The sequence below is a fragment of the Kitasatospora sp. NPDC052896 genome, assembly GCF_044547075.1.
Lineage (GTDB): Bacteria > Actinomycetota > Actinomycetes > Streptomycetales > Streptomycetaceae > Kitasatospora.
The window spans coordinates 1,180,161-1,194,215 of record NZ_JBITZU010000001.1 but is presented as its reverse complement, the minus strand read 5'-3'; the positions used below and the strand labels follow the sequence as shown (position 1 = coordinate 1,194,215).

Sequence of the window (14,055 nt, the reverse complement as noted above, 5' to 3'; positions counted from 1 at the left end):
TCCAGGGCATGCCACCCCCACTCGAGAGCAGCGCTCTCCTTTATGTGCACCGTTCATGATTGAGAGCACCGCCCTCTAACAAGATCGGCACTCTCCCTCTCCCCTCGACAGCAGGTGATTGAAATTTCAACTTGCTTCTTGTTGAGGATTGAACTAATCTCGCGGACGTAGGCCAGAACACCCCCGAAGGAGGCCGACATGCCCGCCGTGACCGTCGACAACCCGCTGACCCTGCCGCGCGTCGCCACCCCCGACCCCGCCGTCACGGCGCCCCGGCCGGTCCTGGCGGTCGCCACCGCACCCGAGGGCTTCGAGGGCGAGGGATTCCCGGTCCGCCGGGCCTTCGCGAAGATCAACACCAAGTACCTCGACCCGTTCATCATGATGGACCAGATGGGCGAGGTGGAGTACGCGGCCGGGGAGCCCAAGGGCACTCCCTGGCACCCGCACCGCGGCTTCGAGACCGTCACCTACCTGATCGACGGCGAGTTCATCCACAAGGACTCGCACGGCGGCGGCGGCCACCTCGGCGGCGGCGACACCCAGTGGATGACGGCCGGCTCGGGCATCCTGCACATCGAGACCCCGCCGGAGTCCCTGGTGCTCTCCGGCGGTCTGTTCCACGGCATCCAGCTGTGGGTGAACCTCCCGGCCACGGACAAGATGACCACCCCGCGCTACCAGGACATCCACGGCGGCCACGTCAAGCTGCTCACCAGCCCCGACGGCGGGGCGATCCTCCGGCTGATCGCCGGCGAGTTGGACGGCCACCGGGGACCGGGCAGCACGCACACCCCGATCACCCTGCTGCACGCCACCCTCACCCCCGGCGCGCGACTGACCATCCCGTGGCGTAGGGACTTCAACGCCCTCGCGTACGCACTGAACGGGGACGGCCGGGTCGGCGCCGAGGACCGACCGTTCGGCACCGGGCAGGCCGTGGTGTTCGGCGAGGGCGACACGCTGACCATCTCCGCCGACCGCCAGCAGGAGTCGCGGCACCCCAACCTGGACGTGATCATCCTGGGCGGGCAGCCGATCCGCGAACCGGTCGCCTGGTACGGGCCGTTCGTGATGAACAGCCACCGTGAGCTGGAGCAGGCCATGGCGGACTTCCAGTCCGGGAAGTTCGGCCACCCGCAGGACTGACCGACCGGACCGGCCCCGGATCTAGCCGGATCTGACCGGACCAGACTGGACCGGCCCGGATCTAGCCGGGCCGGGCCGATCAGCAGTGAGAGCACGAACCACCCTGCCGCGGGCGGGCGTTCAGAACCGCGCGTAGAGCGCCGTGGCGTCGTCCCGGGCCTTCCCGCGCGGCCACCGCTCGCAGCAGGGGTCGCTCCGCTCCGCCTCGCGGACCCGGGCGATCAGCGCGCCCGGCCCGCTCTCCGCCATCAGGCGCAGCGCGTCCGACCAGTCACCGAGCGCGTACCGCTCGGTGTACCGACCGGCGCCGTCGGTGAGCGCCGCCAGCGCGCTCAGTGTGTCGAGCCGGACGAACCCGGTCTCGGCATGCCCGGCCGCCTTCGGCGCGGCGGCGGCGATCCACGGCCCGCGCCCGGTGTTGCGCACCGCCCGCACCGCCAGCGCGTACCGCAGATGCAGCGCGGCCCGCTCGGCGCTGCCCGGCTCGCTGCGCCGGACCGCGTGCCGCAGCTCCTCCCCCTCCGTGAACGGCTGGTTGTCCCCGAGCACCCGGAGCGGCCCCTCCTTCGGCTCCAGCACCAGCAGCGAGTCACCGAGCACCAGGTACTCCAGCGAGCCGCCGTGCTTGCGCGCCGCCACCACCATCGCGGCCGGGGTGTTGGGGTGGGCCAGGTCGCACCGGCCACCGTGCAGCGCGGCGGTCTCCACGATGGCGTCGGCCAGGCACTCGGCGATGTCCCGGTCCGAGCGGTCGGTCAGCCGGGCGAGCAGATGCACCCCCAGCCGGCGGACGAACCACGCCGTACCGTGCCGGCACCCCGACTCCATGCCGTCCGGTGAGCCGGACCCGTCGAGCAGCACCAGCGCCTCCGGTGTGGCGGTCGCGAAGTCCTCGCTCTCCCGACCCGGACGCTGCGCTTCCCCCGCCAGTTGTACCTGCATGCCGCCAGTGTGCGGGCCCCGGAGCACTCCCGGACAGCCCTTGGCGCAGGTTCCCTCGTACGGGGTCCCGAGGGCGCCCCGGCGGACGCGGCGGGGCGTACAGGGGGGTGCGCCGCGCGGTGGCAGGTCACCCGGTTATCCCCTAGCGTCGCAGCTGGGGCGTACCGCGACAGAGTGCGAGGAGACCGGTCATGTGGTGGCAGTTCGTCCTGGTCGTGGTGGGTTCGATCGGCTTCCCGGTCGCCGCGCTGCTCTTCTTCATCGGCGGCCCGAACTACCACGGTCGGGCCTCCGATAACTGATGTCCCGTCCGGGCCGGGACGTGGCACAGTGTGCTCCAGCACGACCCACGTACCACCCGGCCCAGGAGGTCCCGCATGAGCAGCGACACAGGAGCGGACACAACAGTGACGGAGAGCGCCGAGAACCCCGAGCCGGCGGAGACCCCCGCCGAGGAGGACGTGAAGGCCAAGTTCCGTGCCGCGCTGGCGCGCAAGCAGGGGGTCCACACCGACGGCGCCGGCGGCGGCCCGGGTGGCGACTCCAAGATCCACGGCGCGCACTCGGCGGCCGGCGGCAAGCGCACGTTCCGTCGCAAGAGCGGCTGAGCGAGGCCGAGGACCAGTGGCACGCCGGGGTCGGCCCCGGCGTGCCGCTCACTCCGCCGGCAGCAGCGTCTCGTCCGCCGCCTCCGAGCGCAACAGCAGCAGGACCGACCGCCGCGCCCGCCCGTACGGCGCCTCGTCGTCGTGCAGCAGCGACAGCGCGTTGGCGTGCTCCAGGAAGCTCACCAGCTCGAACGCCAGCTGCTCCAGATCCGCGTCCGCCCGCAACTCCCCGGCGGTCCGGGCGGATTCCAGCATCCCCAGCAGCGTCCGGTGCCACTCCCGACTGCTCGCCGCGAGCGCGTCCCGCACCCGCCCCGGCTGCGCGTCGAACTCCGCGCCGACCGCGCAGAAGAAGCAGCCGCCCGCGAACACCCGGCCGCGCGAGTACTCCAGCCAGCGGATGCAGAGCTCCCAGAGCTGCCCGACCCCCGGCGGCCGTAGCAGCGCCGGCGCCACCACGGTGTCCAGGTAGATCCGCTGCGCGGCCCGTACGGTGGCCAGTTGCAGCTCCTCCTTGGAGCCGAAGAGCGCGAACACCCCGCTCTTGCTCAACTCCAGCTCGGTGGCGAGCCGGCCGAGCGAGAGGCCACCGAGCCCCTCCACCGAAGCGATCCCGACCGCCCGACCGAGCACCAGGCGACGCGTCTCGTTGCCCTTCTGGACCCGGCCGTCCGTCGTGGCATCGCGCACTGCCCACCACCGTCTTCCGTGTGACTGCTTTCCGGTCAGCGTAAAGCCTGATACGGATGGTCCGGCACCGTGCCGACCCCTAATCCGTGGAGAACCCTGATGGCCAGCGCAGCCCGCCCCGGCGGCCCCGACCCGCTCGACCTGCTCGCGGTGGGCGAACTGCTCTCCGACGAGGAGCGGTTGGTCCGCGACACCGTGCGCCGCTTCGCCGACGACCGGATCCGCCCGCACCTCGCCGACTGGTTCGAGCAGGGCGTCTTCCCGGCCCGCGAACTCGCACCGGAGCTGGGGGCGTTGGGCCTGCTCGGCATGCACCTGGACGGCTACGGCTGTGCCGGCGCCTCGGCCGTCGCGTACGGGGTGGCCTGCCTGGAGCTGGAGGCCGCCGACTCGGGCCTGCGCAGCTTCGTCTCGGTGCAGGGCTCGCTGGCGATGCGGGCGATCCACGCCTTCGGCGCCGAGGAGCAGAAGCAGCGCTGGCTACCGGAGTTGGCGGCCGGCCGGGCGATCGGCTGCTTCGCCCTGACCGAGCCGGACTTCGGCTCCGACCCGGCCAACATGCGCACCACCGCCCGCCGCAAGGGCGGCGACTGGGTGCTCTCCGGCAGCAAGATGTGGATCACCAACGGCAGTGTCTCGGACATCGCGGTGGTCTGGGCGCAGACCGACGAGGGCGTCCGGGGCTTCCTGGTCCCGCGCGAGGCCCGCGGCTTCACCGCGCGCGACGTGCACGGCAAGCTCTCGCTGCGCGCCTCGGTCACCAGCGAGCTCTCCTTCGACGAGGTGCTGCTGCCCGCCGACGCCGTGCTGCCGGGCGTCAGCGGGCTGCGCGGCCCGCTCTCCTGCCTGAACGAGGCCCGCTACGGGATCCTCTGGGGCGCGGTCGGCGCGGCCCGGGACTGCTACCAGAGCGCCCTGGAGTACGCGAAGAGCCGGGTGCAGTTCGACCGGCCGATCGCGGCCTTCCAGCTCACCCAGCAGAAGCTGGTCGAGATGGCGCTGGAGCTGGAGAAGGCCTACCTGGTCGCCTGGCGGGTCGGCCGGCTCAAGGAGGAGGGCAAGTCCCGCGCGGCACACGTCAGTTTCGGCAAGCTGAACAACGTCCGCAGCGCGCTGGAGATCGCCCGCAGCGCCCGTACGGTGCTGGGCGCCAACGGCATCACCACCGCCTACCCGGTGCTGCGGCACGCCAACAACCTGGAGTCGGTGCTCACCTACGAGGGCACCAGCGAGATCCACACCCTGGTGCTCGGCGAGGCCATCACCGGCGAGTCCGCCTACCGCTGACCGCCGGCGGGCCGCCCCGGAGGGCGGCCCCAACCGGTCGGCCCCAACCGGTCGGCGGGGCGCTACGGCAGGTACGACGACCGGTCGTGCTCGTCGGCCAGGAACGGCACCGACTGGAACCACAGCACGCCGCACATCCGGCAGCAGCCCTCCTCGGTCGTCCCCCACTCGGTGGACGGGCGGGTGGCGGAGTCCGCCGCCAGCTCCCGTCCGCACAGGCTCACGGTCTTCTCGTCCTGGACCATGTGCCACTGCTTCACCGGGCCGGCCGGGCCCGCTTCGCCGTACTCCGCGCGCATCATGTGCAACATATGTCAACTGTGCTCCCGGCCCGTCCCAAACGCTAGGCGAGCGAACCGTGCAGGCGCAGCCGGGCGACCCCGCCGTCCGGGAAGACGTCCAGCCGGGCGTGGGTGGCCGGGCGCGGGCGCTCGACCGGGAACCGGTGCACCGCGTCCGGCTGCAGCCGGGTCCGCGGCACCAGCTCGAACCAGCCGTCCGGCCCGGCCGGGTCGCCGCCGGTGCTCGCGTCGAAGCCCAGCACGGCGGCCCAACCGGCGGCGTTGCCGACGTAGTTGCCGGTGTCCAGCTCCACCGCGCCGACCAGCCCGCGACCGGCCAGCCGGAGCCGGACCCAGTCGTGCCCGCCGTCCCGCCGGCGGCGGTTCTCCCAGCCCTCGCCCATGCTGCCGGAGCGGCCCGGCAGGATCAGGTTGACCGGCGGCGAGAAGAACCGGTCGGAGGCGTCCTCGATCGCGCCGCCGTGCTCCAGCGCGGCCAGGTCGAAGCGGCCGAGCGCGGCCAGCCAGGCCCGGTCGGGCCGGGACTCGCCGTGCACCCGCAGTCGGGCGATCCCGCCGTCGGGGTACTGCTTGAGCCGCAGGTGGGTCCAGCGGCGGCGGTCGGCCACCGGAAAGCCGTTGGCCGCGTGGCCGCGCACGGCGCCGCGCGGGACGATCTCCTGCCACTTCACGTCCGGCGCGAGCAGCTCCTCGGGGCCGGGGGTGCCAGGCAGCTCGGTGGCCTCCAGGCTGATCTGCTGCGGATGGTTGCCGCGGAAGTGCGCGGTGTCCACCACCACGCCGTGCACCACGCCCGGCAGGCCGAGCCGGACCAGTACCCAGTCGTGGTCGTCGGCGGCCGGGTGCGGCTGGTCGTCGCCGCGCCGGCGGCGGGTCTCCCAGCCGTCCATCAGCTGGCCCTTGGGGCCGAAGGTGTGCGGCTGGAACACGGCGGGGGTGGGGAGCAGCAGGTTCTCCCGGAACGCGAACAGCTCGTCGTTGGCGGCGATCACCCCGGCGCCCAGCCGGCGGTCGGCCAGGTCGGTGAGCCGGGTGAACGGGAGGTCGGCGGCGGCGTTGTCGTAGTCGGCGTAACCGGGGTCGTCGGGAGTCATGGCTCAACTGTGCGAGCAGGCCATTTTGCAGGTCCATCTCAAGTTTTTAATCAAAACGTTGAGCCGACCTGAACGATCTCGTCCAGCACCCGGCGCAGCGGCGGGGTCTCCCCGGTACCGGCCCGGACCGCGGCCACCACGCGGCGGCTCGGCAGGTCGACCGGCAGCGCCCGGACCGCCACCGGTCCTCCGCCGCCCCCGGTCCCGACTCCGCCCCCGGCGCCGCCTCCGGCGAGCAGCCGCGGCACCAACGCCACTCCGAGACCGGCCCCGACCATCGCCAGGATCGCCGCCCAGTCGGCGGCGGTGTGCGCCCGCTCGGGGACGAAACCGGCGTCGGCGCAGGCCCCGAGGGTGATGTCGCGCCACGGCCCGCGGGCGCCGAAGATCCACGGCTGGTCCGCCAGGTCGGCCAGCCGCAGGCCGCTCGCCCCGGCCAGCGGGTGGTCGACCGCCAGCGCCACGTCCAGCGGGTCCTCCACCACGGCGACCTGCGTGAACCGCGGGTCGGCGGCGGTCGAACCGCGCACGTTGAGCGAGACCGAGAGGTCCACCTCGCCGGCCGCCAGCAGCTCCACCGCCTCCGCCGCCTCGGCCTCCACCAGCCGCACCACCAGCCGCGGCGCCCGCTCGCGCAGCCGGACCACCGCCGGAACCACCAGCCCGCTGATCGCGGTGGCGAACGCCCCGACCCGCACCTCGCCCGCCTCGCCGTGCAGGTAGCCGGCCAACTCGGCCTCGGCCTGCTCCAGTTGACCGAAGACCCGGTCGGCGTGCCGGAGCACCAGCCGGGCGGCCCCGGTCAACCGCACCCGACGGCCGTACGGTTCGAGCATCGGTGCGCCCAACTGCCGGGCCAGTGTCGCAAGTTGCTGGGACACCGCGGAGGGCGTCAGATTGAGCCGGGCGGCCGCGGCGGTGACCGTCCCGCACTCGTCCAAGGCCCGCAGAATCAGCAGCTTCCTGAGCTCCCAGTCGATCACCGCCCCAGCGTACGGGCGGTGCGGGCGAGCCTCAGGAGGCCACCCGGAGCACCGACTCGCCGCGCCGCTTGAGCACCTTGTCGAAGCTGACGATCGCACCGCGCAGCGGGTGGTTGCGCAGCTGGACGTGGTCGGTGAGGGCACGGATCAGGAAGAGACCGCGACCGCTCTCGGCGAACGGGTCGGGCGGCGTGTCCAGGTCGGCGAGCCGCGGGCCGGCCGGGAGCGGCCGACCGACCGGCAGCACGTGCGTGTCGTACGGCGCGGGCCGGTCGAAGCCGTGCAGCCGGCGGGCTCCCAGAGCCAGCGCGTGCGCCGGCAGCGAGGCCCGGCCACGGCGCCGGCGCGGGCCGCGACCGGCCGGCCGGGTCGGCGCCGGCGCGTGCCTGGTCGGCACCAGCCGCGGCACCAGGTGCGGGGCGACCGCCAGGCCGGGCCCGGAGTCGACGACCTCGATCCGCAGCAGGTCGCCCTCCAGCGCGGCGGTGACCTGGAAGCACTCGTCCGGCCGCCCACCGCCGGCGTGCTCGACCGCGTTGGCGCACGCCTCGGTCAGCGCGACGCCCAGATCGTGGGCGATCTGCGGATCGACCCCGGCACTCTCCATGGTGCCGAGCAGGACGCGCCGGGCCAGCGGAACGCTGGCCAGGTCACGCTTGAGATGCAGAGTCCACCAGATGTCCACGACAGGTCCCTCCTGGCTGCGGCTCCACATACAACTAGGTATTGCCGACCGATCGGGTGGCGAACCGTCCGGCGAGTCCCGGACCGCCCGTTCGGCGGATGGACTGGGACGGCACGCTGTGCCGAGCGGCGCGCGGGTCCACCCGCACGCCCCTGCGTCCACGGGCCCCGGCCAGAGGGTGGGAGAGGGTCACCCGTGCCCCCGCCCCGGGCGGCGCGGACCCCGATGAGATGATGGCCCGGCCATGACTGACCGCCATCCCGCCCCGCAGCCGGGCGCCGCCGACCCGGTGCGCCGGGCCGCCGCGGCCGCCTGGGACCTGCGGTTGCTGCGCGCGGTGCCGTTCGCGCTGGTCTGCAGCGTGATCGCGGCCGCCGGGCACTGCCTGGCGGGCGGCGGCCAGATCGCCCCGAGCACCCTGACGCTCGGCTTCGCCGTGGTCTGCGCGCTCGCCGCGCTGCTCGGCGGGCGGGAGCGCTCGCTGACCGGGATCGCCGGCTCGCTCGGGATCGGTCAGCTCGGTCTGCACCTGCTCTTCCACAGCACCGGCCAGGCGATGCCCGGCATGACGATGCCCGGCATGACGATGGAGCAGGTCGCGGGCGCCCTGGTCTGCAACAACCACGGGCACGGCGTGCCGCACACGCTGCCGCCCGGCGTCACGCCGCAGCAGCTGATCAGCGCCGCCGGGCTGAACCCGCAGGCCTACCACGCCGCCACCGGCATGCCCTGGTGGCAGTTCGGCCTGACCCCGGCGATGCTGGCCGGTCACCTGCTGGCCGCCGTGGTCGCCGGCTGGTGGCTGCGCCGCGGCGAGGCCGCGCTCTGGCGACTGGTCCGGCTGGCCGGCACGGTCGCCCGGGCCGGGGCGGCCTCGGTGCGGACGGCGTTCCTGCTGCTCGCCGCGCTGCTGCGGGGCCTGCTCGGGGCGCCGGAGCCGACCCTCCGGGCGGCGCGCCCGGACGCGGGGAGTGCGCGGCTGCCGGTGGCGGCCGCGCTGCGGCACAGCGTGATCCGTCGGGGTCCGCCGATGGCGGCGTTCGCGCGCTGATCCGCCGTCGCCGAGCCCAGGGCCGGCGCCGGGAGCGGTGGCGCGCGACGCGCACGACGTCGTCATGCCCCCGTTTCCAGGGCACCCGTGTGCCCTGCTCCCGATGGAGATCACCGCACTCATGCGTTCGATTCCTGCCCGCCGCCTGGTCACCACCGCCGCGCTCGCCGCGGGCACCGTGCTGGCCGCCGCCGTCCCCGCCTTCGCGCACGTCACCGTGCAGCCGGGGACCGCGACCCAGGGCGGCTACACCGCCGTCGCCTTCCGGGTGCCGGACGAGAGCGACACCGCGAGCACCACCAAGCTGGAGGTCGACCTCCCCGCCGACCAGCCGATCGCCTCGGTGGCCACGCAGCCGGTGCCGGGCTGGACCGCCGCACTGGAGAAGAGCCAGCTGTCGACCCCGATCAAGACCGACGACGGCAGCATCACCCAGGCGGTCACCAAGATCACCTGGACCGCCGACGCCGGCGGCGGGATCGCCCCCGGCCAGTTCCAGGAGTTCAAGGTCTCCCTCGGCCCGCTGCCGGCCAGCACCGACAAGGTGGTCTTCAAGGCGCTGCAGACCTACAGCGACGGCAACGTGGTCCGCTGGATCGACGAGGCCAAGCCGGGCCAGCCGGAGCCGCAGCACCCGGCCCCGACGCTGACCCTCACCCCCAAGGCCGGCACCGCCTCGGCCGCCCCCGCCGCGCAGAACAGCGCCGCCCCCGCGACGGCCGGGTCCACCGACGACACCGCCCGCGCCCTCGGCGTGGCGGGCCTGGTCGTCGGCCTGGCCGGCACCGCGCTCGGCGTGGCCGGCCTGCGCCGCAAGAACGCCTCCTGACCCCCGGCCGCCGGGGCCGTGCGGCGCTCCCGCCCGGCCCCGGCGGGCCTCCAGAACCCCCGAACTTCGATCGGACCACCATGCACCTCATGACGTCGCGTCGCCGGCCCGCCGTGGCCGCCGCGCTGGCCCTCACCGCCGCCCTCGCACTGTCCGCCTGCTCCTCCGCCAACGCCAACAACAGCGGCTCAGCCGTCGTCCAGCAGCAGGCGGTCAAGTCGCCGTACGAGGGCACCCCGCTGACCAACCCCTTCACCAAGCCCGACCTGGTGCTGCCCGACACCAGCGGCCAGCCGTTCGACCTGCGCCAGCGCACCGACGGGGTCACCACCCTGCTCTTCTTCGGCTACACCGACTGCCCCGACGTCTGCCCGACCACCATGGGCGACATCGGCGTGGCGATGCAGAAGCTGCCGCCGGACGAGCAGAAGAAGATCGACGTGGTCTTCGTCTCCACCGACCCGGCCCGCGACACCCCGACCGTGCTGCGCACCTGGCTGGACTCGTTCGACAAGAACTTCATCGGGCTGACCGGCAACCTGGACGAGGTCAAGGCCGCGGCCAAGTCGCTGGGCATCCTGGTCGAGGACCCGGTCGTCAACAAGGACGGCACGGTCACCTCCTCGCACGGCGCCCAGGTGCTGGCCTTCCTGCCCTCCGACAACAAGGCGCACGTGCTCTACCTGAGCAACAGCACGATCGACGTCTTCAGCCACGACCTGCCGCTGCTCGCCAAGGGGGTGCCGGCGACGTGACCGGTTTCCGACGGGCCTCGCTGGGCGGCGCGGCACTGGCCGCCGTACTGGCCGCCGGCGCGGTGGTGGTCGCCTGCGGCGGCTCCGGCCACCCGACCGCGGCCAAGCTCAGCGTCACGAACCCCTACATACCGCTGCCCGCCGGCGACGGCATGGCGGCCGCCTACCTGACGGTGGAGAACCAGGGCGGCAGCCCCGACACGCTGGTCAAGGTGACCAGCCCGGGAGCCAGTTCGATCACCCTGCACAGGTCCACCGACACCACCATGGAGGAGGTCAGCGACCTCCCGGTGCCCGCCGACGGCGAGTTGCAGCTGAGCCGCGGCGGGCTGCACCTCATGATCATGGGATGGCAGCGGAAGCCTGCTGTCGGAGACCAGCTGGAACTCGACCTCACCTTCGCGCACAGCGGCACGATCGCCGTCCAGGTGCCGGTGAAACCCCTCACCTACCGACCCGGGAGCTGAGAGACCATGCGCAGAGCCAGGGCGGTACTGACCACCGTCGGCACACTGTTGGTACTGCTGCTCGGCACGGCCGGTCCGGCCGCCGCGCACGCGGCGCTGCTGCAGACCGACCCCGCGCAGAACTCGGTGGTGGCGACCGCGCCGACCGAGGTGACGCTGACCTTCAGCGAGGGGGTCACCCTCTCCTCCGACTCGGTGCGGGTGCTCGATCCGTCCGGGAAGGCCGCGGACACCGGCAACCCGGGGCACGCCGGGGGGAGGGACGACACCGCCCAGGTCGGCCTGCGCGCCGGGCTCGGCAACGGCACCTACACGGTGGCCTGGCGGGTCGTCTCGGCCGACACCCACGTGGTCGGCGGGGCCTTCACCTTCTCGATCGGCGCGCCCTCGGACACCTCGGTCTCCGCCTCGCAGATCCAGGGCGCGCAGGCCGAGCCGGTGGTCTCGGCGCTCTACGGGACCGGGCGCGCGGTGGCGTACGGCGCGTACGCACTGCTGGTCGGGGTGGCCGCGTTCGTGCTGCTCTGCTGGCCGCGCGGAGCGGGCGTGCGCGCGGTGCAGCGGCTGCTGATGACCGGCTGGGTGGCGCTGCTGACCGCCACCGTCGCGGTGCTGCTGGCCCGCGGACCGTACGAGAGCGGCGGCGGTCTCGGCAAGATGTTCGATCTGGCACTGGTGCGCAGCAGCCTGGACGAGCGGCTGGGCACCGCGCTGGCCGCCCGGCTGCTGCTGCTCGCCGCGGCCGGCGTCTTCCTGTCGCTGCTGGTCGGGCAGTTGGGCCAGACCCCGGCCGCCGCGCCGCCGCTGGAGCCCACCGGGGATCCGGAGGAGGACGAGCTGCGTCGGCTGGAGCGGCGCGCGGCGGAGCGCCCGCAGCGCGAGGCGCGGCTGGTGCTCGGCGTCGCGGGGCTGCTGCTGGCGCTGGCGCTCGGCGCCACCTGGTCCGCGGCGGACCACGCCGCGGTCGGCATCCAGGTCTGGCTCGCGCTGCCGTTCGACCTGCTGCACCTGCTGGCGATGGCCTGCTGGCTGGGCGGGCTGGTGACGCTGCTGGTCGGACTGCGGCACGGGGCCGGGTCGGCCGAGGTGGACCGCTTCTCCAAGGTGGCCTTCACGTCGGTGGCGGTGCTGGTGGCCACCGGGCTGTACCAGGCCTGGCGGGGGATCGGCTGGTCCTGGCACGCGCTGGTGGACACCGAGTACGGGCAGCTGCTGCTGATCAAGGTCGGCTGCGTGGCGGTGATGCTGGCGGCGGCCGGTCTCTCCCGCCGCTGGGCCGCCCGGCTGCGGGCGGCGGGCGAGGGCGACCTGGTGGCGGCGGAGGATGCCGCGGATCCCGTGCCGATGCCGGCCGGCGCCGGGGCGTCCGAGGACCCGCGGCGGCGGGCCCAGTTGGAGCGCCAGCGCGCCGCGCTGGCCAGCGCCAAGGTGCGCCGGGCGCAGGACGGCTCGCCGGTCCGGGCCGGGCTGCGCCGCTCGGTGCTGGTGGAGACCGCGGTCGCCGTGGTGGTGCTGGTGGTGACCACACTGCTGACCAACCAGGCGCCCGGCCGGGTGGCCGCCGAGGTCGCGGCGAGTTCCGCCGAGGCGCCGGCGGCCGGCTCCGGACAGCCCGTGCAGCTGAGCATCCCCTACAACACCGGCGGCACCGAGGCCGGCGCCAAGGGCACCGCGACGCTGACCCTGGACCCGGCCCGGACCGGCGCCAACCAGGTGAAGCTGGTGATCGCCGACTCCACCGGCAAGCCGGTGGATGTCCCCGAGGTGGACCTCTCCTTCACCCTCCCGGACCGCGACCTCGGTCCCCTGCCGGTGACCCTCAACAAGGCCGGCACCGGCACCTGGACCGGGGACCCGCAGCTACCGCTGGCGGGCGAGTGGGTGGCCGCGGTGACGGTCCGCTCCTCGGCCATCGACAACGACATCGAGACCAAGTCCGTCAAGATCGGCTGAAACAGGCTCATGACACCCTCCATCAGCGGCGGTTTCTCCCGCCGCGCACTACTCGGCGGCGCCGGGGCGGGCCTGGTGGCCGGCGCGGCCGGCGGCGCGCTCGGCCATGCCGCGATCGTCCCCGCCCAGGCCAGCGCCCCCGGCCTGGGCGCCGGCCGGATCGACTTCCGGGGCCCGCACCAGGCCGGCATCGTCGAGCCGGCGCAGGCCCACGTGCAGCTGGCCGCCTTCGACCTGACCCCCGGCGCGGGCGCGGCCGGCCTCCAGGCACTGCTCAAGCGCTGGTCCGCCACCATCGCCCTGCTGGCGGCGGGCGAGCCGGCCGGCGACGGCGAGAACCAGATCGCCCTGGACGCCGGCCCCTGCTCGCTCACCGTCACGGTCGGCTTCGGCAGCACGCTCTTCGACCGGACCGGGCTGCAGGCCAAGCGCCCCGCCGCGCTGGCCCCGCTGCCGGCCTTCCCCGAGGACGCCCTCGACCCGGCCCGCAGCGACGGCGACCTCTGGCTGCAGATCGGCGCGGACGACGGGCTGGTCGTCTACCACGCGCTGCGGGTGCTCCAGCACCAGGCCGCCGAGGTGGCCACCCCGCGCTGGCAGATGGCCGGCTTCAGCCGCACCCCGGGCGCCACCACGCGGCCACGGACCCCGCGCAACCTGATGGGCCAGGTGGACGGCACCAACAACCCCAAGCCCACCGACGCCGGCTTCGCGGCGAAGGTCTTCAGCACCGGGCCCGGCTGGATGTCCGGCGGCAGCTACCTGGTGATGCGGCGGATCAGGATGCTGCTGGACGACTGGGACAACATCTCCACCGACCGCCAGGAACGGGTGATCGGGCGGCGCAAGTCGGACGGCGCGCCGCTCTCCGGCGGCACCGAGTTCACCCCGGTCGACCTGACCAGGCAGAACCCGGACGGCTCGCTGGCGATCCCCGCCGACGCGCACATCCGCTCCGCCGCGCCGGCGAGCAACGGCGGGGCGGCGATGCTGCGCCGCGGCTTCTCGTACGCGGACGGGATCCGGCCGGACGGCGCGCCGGACGCCGGGCTGCTCTTCCTCGCCTTCCAGGCCGACCCGGCCCACGGCTTCGTCCCGGTACAGCGCCAACTGTCCCGCGGGGACGGGCTCCAGCGGTTCCTGAAGCACGAGGCGAGCGGGCTGTACGCGGTGCCGCCGGGGGTGCCGGCGGGCGGCGACGGCTACCTCGGGCAGGCCCTGCTGGAGAGCTGACCACAGTCTGGACCCATCCCTCCGGTG

15 protein-coding genes are annotated in these 14,055 nt (G+C 74.0%); 9 read left to right on the top strand and 6 right to left on the bottom strand.

All coding sequences use genetic code 11. The features are described from left to right. Nucleotides 1-198: 198 nt before the first annotated feature. On the top strand, nt 199-1,149 hold the full coding sequence (locus ACIGXM_RS05575; protein WP_396557070.1) for a pirin family protein: 951 nt from the start codon (nt 199-201) through the stop codon (nt 1,147-1,149). 120 nt (nt 1,150-1,269) lie between these two features. On the opposite strand, the gene ACIGXM_RS05570 is transcribed toward ACIGXM_RS05575, so the two are convergent. Continuing rightward, nucleotides 1,270-2,091, bottom strand: a complete 822-nt coding sequence (locus tag ACIGXM_RS05570; RefSeq protein ID WP_396557068.1) for a protein phosphatase 2C domain-containing protein — start codon at nt 2,089-2,091, stop codon at nt 1,270-1,272. Between the two features lie 377 nt (nt 2,092-2,468). Between ACIGXM_RS05570 and ACIGXM_RS05565 the strand changes: the two genes are divergently transcribed. Further along, nucleotides 2,469-2,699, top strand: a complete 231-nt coding sequence (locus ACIGXM_RS05565; protein ID WP_396557066.1) for a DUF5302 domain-containing protein — start codon at nt 2,469-2,471, stop codon at nt 2,697-2,699. A gap of 48 nt (nt 2,700-2,747) precedes the next feature. Here the strand turns inward: ACIGXM_RS05565 and ACIGXM_RS05560 are convergent, their stop codons facing one another. Next, nucleotides 2,748-3,389 carry a TetR family transcriptional regulator C-terminal domain-containing protein gene (locus tag ACIGXM_RS05560; protein WP_396557065.1) on the bottom strand — a complete coding sequence of 214 codons (642 nt, stop codon included), beginning with the start codon at nt 3,387-3,389 and terminating at the stop codon, nt 2,748-2,750. 99 nt (nt 3,390-3,488) lie between these two features. Here ACIGXM_RS05560 and ACIGXM_RS05555 point away from each other — a divergent pair, with 99 nt between their 5' ends. Next, nucleotides 3,489-4,676: an acyl-CoA dehydrogenase family protein gene (locus ACIGXM_RS05555; RefSeq protein ID WP_396557063.1), complete on the top strand. Its 1,188-nt coding sequence runs from the start codon at nt 3,489-3,491 to the stop codon at nt 4,674-4,676. A gap of 62 nt (nt 4,677-4,738) precedes the next feature. Here the strand turns inward: ACIGXM_RS05555 and ACIGXM_RS05550 are convergent, their stop codons facing one another. Genes ACIGXM_RS05550 through ACIGXM_RS05535 form a run of 4 tightly spaced genes read right to left on the bottom strand, consistent with a single transcriptional unit; the run spans nt 4,739 to nt 7,740 of the window. After that, nucleotides 4,739-4,987 (bottom strand): hypothetical protein, encoded by a 249-nt coding sequence (locus ACIGXM_RS05550; RefSeq protein ID WP_396557061.1) that lies wholly within the window; start codon nt 4,985-4,987, stop codon nt 4,739-4,741. Between the two features lie 32 nt (nt 4,988-5,019). Then, nucleotides 5,020-6,072, bottom strand: coding sequence for an allantoicase (gene alc, locus ACIGXM_RS05545; RefSeq protein ID WP_396557059.1), 1,053 nt, complete (start codon nt 6,070-6,072; stop codon nt 5,020-5,022). A 50-nt stretch (nt 6,073-6,122) separates the two neighbouring features. Then, nucleotides 6,123-7,055, bottom strand: coding sequence for a LysR family transcriptional regulator (locus ACIGXM_RS05540; protein ID WP_396557057.1), 933 nt, complete (start codon nt 7,053-7,055; stop codon nt 6,123-6,125). 31 nt (nt 7,056-7,086) lie between these two features. Continuing rightward, nucleotides 7,087-7,740 carry an ATP-binding protein gene (locus ACIGXM_RS05535; protein ID WP_396557055.1) on the bottom strand — a complete coding sequence of 218 codons (654 nt, stop codon included), beginning with the start codon at nt 7,738-7,740 and terminating at the stop codon, nt 7,087-7,089. 244 nt (nt 7,741-7,984) lie between these two features. On the opposite strand from ACIGXM_RS05535, the gene ACIGXM_RS05530 reads away from it, so the two are divergent. The 6 genes from ACIGXM_RS05530 to efeB all read left to right on the top strand — a co-directional run bounded on the left by ACIGXM_RS05530 (nt 7,985) and on the right by efeB (nt 14,028). Then, nucleotides 7,985-8,791, top strand: a complete 807-nt coding sequence (locus ACIGXM_RS05530; RefSeq protein WP_396557053.1) for a hypothetical protein — start codon at nt 7,985-7,987, stop codon at nt 8,789-8,791. A 121-nt stretch (nt 8,792-8,912) separates the two neighbouring features. Next, entirely contained in the window at nt 8,913-9,620 is a 708-nt protein-coding gene (locus tag ACIGXM_RS05525) for a YcnI family protein (protein ID WP_396557051.1), read from the top strand. 89 nt (nt 9,621-9,709) lie between these two features. Then, a complete protein-coding gene (locus tag ACIGXM_RS05520) occupies nt 9,710-10,375 on the top strand; it encodes an SCO family protein (RefSeq protein WP_396557049.1) in 666 nt (221 codons plus the stop codon). Then, entirely contained in the window at nt 10,372-10,842 is a 471-nt protein-coding gene (locus tag ACIGXM_RS05515; RefSeq protein WP_396557047.1) for a copper chaperone PCu(A)C, read from the top strand. The genes ACIGXM_RS05520 and ACIGXM_RS05515 overlap by 4 nt, the downstream gene beginning before the upstream one ends. A gap of 6 nt (nt 10,843-10,848) precedes the next feature. Next, entirely contained in the window at nt 10,849-12,795 is a 1,947-nt protein-coding gene (locus ACIGXM_RS05510) for a copper resistance protein CopC (protein WP_396557045.1), read from the top strand. Nucleotides 12,796-12,804: 9 nt separating this feature from the next. Beyond that, nucleotides 12,805-14,028, top strand: a complete 1,224-nt coding sequence (gene efeB / locus ACIGXM_RS05505) for an iron uptake transporter deferrochelatase/peroxidase subunit (RefSeq protein WP_396557043.1) — start codon at nt 12,805-12,807, stop codon at nt 14,026-14,028. Nucleotides 14,029-14,055: the final 27 nt, after the last annotated feature.